Annotated in this window: 7 protein-coding genes; all 7 read right to left on the minus strand. The window is 65.1% G+C overall.

Annotated features, from left to right (window positions below; translation table 11 throughout):
• On the minus strand, positions 1-513 hold a 513-nt coding region (locus tag Q0627_RS10970), incomplete at its 3' end, for a preprotein translocase subunit SecY (protein WP_367180762.1).
• 221 nt (positions 514-734) lie between these two features.
• Positions 735-1,175, minus strand: a complete 441-nt coding sequence (gene rplO / locus Q0627_RS10975; protein ID WP_291019515.1) for a 50S ribosomal protein L15 — start codon at positions 1,173-1,175, stop codon at positions 735-737.
• A 4-nt stretch (positions 1,176-1,179) separates the two neighbouring features.
• A complete protein-coding gene (rpmD, locus tag Q0627_RS10980) occupies positions 1,180-1,359 on the minus strand; it encodes a 50S ribosomal protein L30 (RefSeq protein ID WP_005187653.1) in 180 nt (59 codons plus the stop codon).
• A 5-nt stretch (positions 1,360-1,364) separates the two neighbouring features.
• Entirely contained in the window at positions 1,365-1,997 is a 633-nt protein-coding gene (gene rpsE, locus Q0627_RS10985) for a 30S ribosomal protein S5 (protein ID WP_291019514.1), read from the minus strand.
• A gap of 46 nt (positions 1,998-2,043) precedes the next feature.
• The gene (gene rplR, locus Q0627_RS10990) at positions 2,044-2,442 is read right to left on the minus strand and encodes a 50S ribosomal protein L18 (RefSeq protein ID WP_291019512.1); all 399 of its coding nucleotides are present in this window, start codon (positions 2,440-2,442) and stop codon (positions 2,044-2,046) included.
• 3 nt (positions 2,443-2,445) lie between these two features.
• A complete protein-coding gene (rplF, locus tag Q0627_RS10995; protein ID WP_291019510.1) occupies positions 2,446-2,982 on the minus strand; it encodes a 50S ribosomal protein L6 in 537 nt (178 codons plus the stop codon).
• A 15-nt stretch (positions 2,983-2,997) separates the two neighbouring features.
• Positions 2,998-3,396 carry a 30S ribosomal protein S8 gene (gene rpsH, locus Q0627_RS11000; protein WP_005187635.1) on the minus strand — a complete coding sequence of 133 codons (399 nt, stop codon included), beginning with the start codon at positions 3,394-3,396 and terminating at the stop codon, positions 2,998-3,000.
• Positions 3,397-3,434: the final 38 nt, after the last annotated feature.

Raw genomic sequence — 3,434 nt, forward strand, 5'->3', positions numbered from 1 at the left:
GGCGCCCGCGGTCATGACGAGCACGACGATCGTCAGCGCGAACACCGACTCGTCGCTGAGCACATCACCCTTGCAGCTGTCGGGCAGGAGCTGGCCGCGCGAGGCCAGGGCGACGATGCCCGTGGACTGCAGCAACGCCAGCGCCACCGTCAGGTAGCGGGTGTACTGCGTCATCTTGGCCTGGCCGGACTGGCCTTCTTTGCGCAGCTGCTCGAAACGGGGGATCACGACGGTCAGCAGCTGCACGATGATGCTGGCGGTGATGTACGGCATGATGCCGATCGCGAACACGGCCAACTGCAGCATGGCGCCGCCGGAGAACATGTTGATCAACGCGTAGACCTGATTGTCTCCGGAGTTGATCTGGTCCATGCACTCGTTCACTACTTTGTAGTTCACGCCCGGGGACGGGATGGTGGCGCCGAGGCGGTACAGGATGACGATGCCGATGACGAAGAGGATCTTCTTCCTCAGGTCCGGCGTCCTGAAGGCCGCGACGAGGGGGGAGAGCACTAAGTTCCTCCTAGTCCGGGGTGGTGTCGGCCGAAATGGCCGGGAACGTCTTGTGAAACTCTAACAGTGAGACCGGATTCGCCTCGTCGGCCACCGTGTGACCAGGGAAAATGCCGGGTTGAGGAGATTTCGGCCCGCACGGGGGCCGCACGCGAACCGCAGCGAGCCGCCGAACGAGAGCGGCGTGTGACGCTGCTCTCGTCCGGCGGCTCGTGGGCGTGTCAGAGCTCGGAGACGCTACCACCGGCGGCGGTGATCTTCTCCTTGGCCGCGCCGGTGAACTTGTTGGCGGTGACGTTGACGGCCACCGACAGGTCGCCGTCGCCGAGCACCTTCACCAGCTTGTTCTTGCGAACGGCGCCGGCGGCGACGAGGTCGTCGACGCCGATGGTGCCGCCCTGCGGGAACAGCCGGGCGATGTCGCCGACGTTCACGACCTGGTACTCGACCCGGTTGCGGTTGGTGAAGCCCTTGAGCTTCGGCAGCCGCATGTGGATCGGCATCTGGCCGCCTTCGAACGCGGCGGGCACGTTCTTGCGGGCCTTGGTGCCCTTGGTGCCGCGACCCGCGGTCTTACCCTTGGATCCCTCACCACGACCCACACGGGTCTTCTCGGTCTTCGCACCCTCTGCGGGGCGAAGATGATGGAGCTTGATGGTCATTTGCTTAAACCTCTTCGACTGTCACGAGGTGGCGCACCACGTTGATCAGGCCGCGGTTCTGCGGGGTGTCCTCGCGGGTGACGGTCTTGCGGATACCCTTCAGACCGAGGGTGCGCAGGCTGTCACGCTGGTTCTTCTTGGTACCGATGGTGCCCTTGACCTGGGTGATCTTCAGTTCTGCCATTGGTCTTACGCTCCCTGGCCGGCCCGGGCGCGGAGCATACCGGCCGGTGCCACATCTTCGATCGGGAGGCCACGACGGGCCGCGACCTCTTCGGGACGCTGCAGCATCTTGAGAGCCGCAACGGTGGCGTGGACGACGTTGATCGCGTTGTCGGAGCCGAGGCTCTTGGCGAGAACATCGTGCACACCGGCGCATTCGAGCACGGCACGCACCGCGCCACCGGCGATCACACCGGTACCGGGGCTGGCCGGGCGAAGCATCACGACACCGGCAGCGGCCTCACCCTGGACGGGGTGGGTCACGGTGCCGCCGATCAGCGGGACGCGGAAGAAGTTCTTGCGAGCCTCTTCGACACCCTTCTGGATCGCGGCCGGAACTTCCTTGGCCTTGCCGTAGCCGACGCCGACGAGGCCCTGGCCGTCGCCCACCACCACGAGTGCGGTGAAGGAGAACCGGCGGCCACCCTTGACGACCTTGGACACGCGGTTGATCGCGACGACGCGCTCAAGCTGGTTGCGGTCCTGGTCGCGATCGCGGCCACCGCGGTCACGACGCTCGCCGCGGCCGCGACGCTCGTTGCTGTTGTTGTTGTCGTTTCCGGCGGGTCCGTTTCCGCCGTCACGCTGACGTCCGGGCATCAGAGGTTCCCTCCGGTCACTGTGGTGTTGCTGGTCGAGATGGTCATCAGAAGCTCAGGCCTCCCTCGCGGGCGGCGTCGGCGAGCGCGGCGATCCGGCCGTGGTAGTCCTTGCCACCACGGTCGAACACGACGGCCTCCACACCGGCTGCCTTGGCGCGGGCGGCGATCAGCTCGCCCACCTTGGCCGCGTGTGCCGACTTGTCGCCGTCCACAGCACGCACGTCGGCCTCGATCGAGGACGCGGCGGCAAGGGTCTTGCCGGCGAGGTCGTCGATGAGCTGCACGTGGATGTGGCGGCTGCTGCGCTTGACGGCCAGACGGGGACGCTCGGCGGTGCCGGCGACCTTCTTACGCAGACGGAAATGGCGGTTCGCGGTCGAGGTACGACGGCGAGTCGAGGCGTCCTTGCCGAGCGGCTTGCGATCGATCTTGGTTTCACTCATGGCTTACTTACCCGTCTTTCCGACCTTGCGACGGATCTGCTCACCCTCGTAGCGAATGCCCTTGCCCTTGTACGGGTCGGGGCGACGCAGGCGGCGGATGACCGCCGAGATCTCGCCGACTTTCTGCTTGTCGATACCCGACACCGAGAACTTGGTGGGCGTCTCGACGGCGAAGGTGATGCCTTCGGGAGCCTCGATCGGCACGGGATGGCTGTAACCGAGCGCGAACTCGAGGTCCTTGCCCTTGGCCTGCACGCGGTAGCCGACACCGAAGATTTCCATCTTGTTGGTGTAGCCCTGGGTGACGCCGATGACGAGGTTGTTCACCAGAGACCGGTTGAGGCCGTGCAGGGCACGGCTGCGGCGCTCGTCGTTGGGTCGGGTCACCACAATGTTGCCGTCTTCCTGAGCGACCGCGATGGGCTCGGTGACGGTGTGGGTGAGCTCGCCCTTGGGGCCCTTCACGGTGATGTTCTGGCCGTCGATCGAGACGGTCACACCGGCGGGGATGGCGATGGGATTCTTACCGATACGTGACATATCTTCTAGCCTCCCTTACCAGACGTAGGCGAGGACTTCGCCGCCCACGCCCTGGTTGGCTGCCTGACGATCGGTGAGCAGACCGGACGACGTGGAGATGATGGCCACGCCGAGGCCGCCCAGGACCTTGGGCAGGTTGGTGGACTTCGCGTACACCCGCAGACCCGGCTTGGAGACGCGGCGCAGACCGGCGATACTGCGTTCACGGCTCGGGCCGTACTTGAGGGAGACGACGAGGCTCTTGCCGACCTCTGCATCTTCGGTGCGGAAGTCTGTGATGTAACCCTCGCGCTTGAGGATCTCGGCGATAGCCACCTTGATCTTCGACGACGGAAGGGTGACCTCGTCGTGGTACGCCGAGTTGGCGTTGCGCAGACGTGTCAAAAAGTCTGCGATCGGGTCAGTCATGGTCATGGTTGACCGTCAACCTTTCTCGTAGTGGTTCCCATACA

It is taken from the genome of uncultured Gordonia sp. (assembly GCF_937858515.1).
Lineage (GTDB): Bacteria > Actinomycetota > Actinomycetes > Mycobacteriales > Mycobacteriaceae > Gordonia.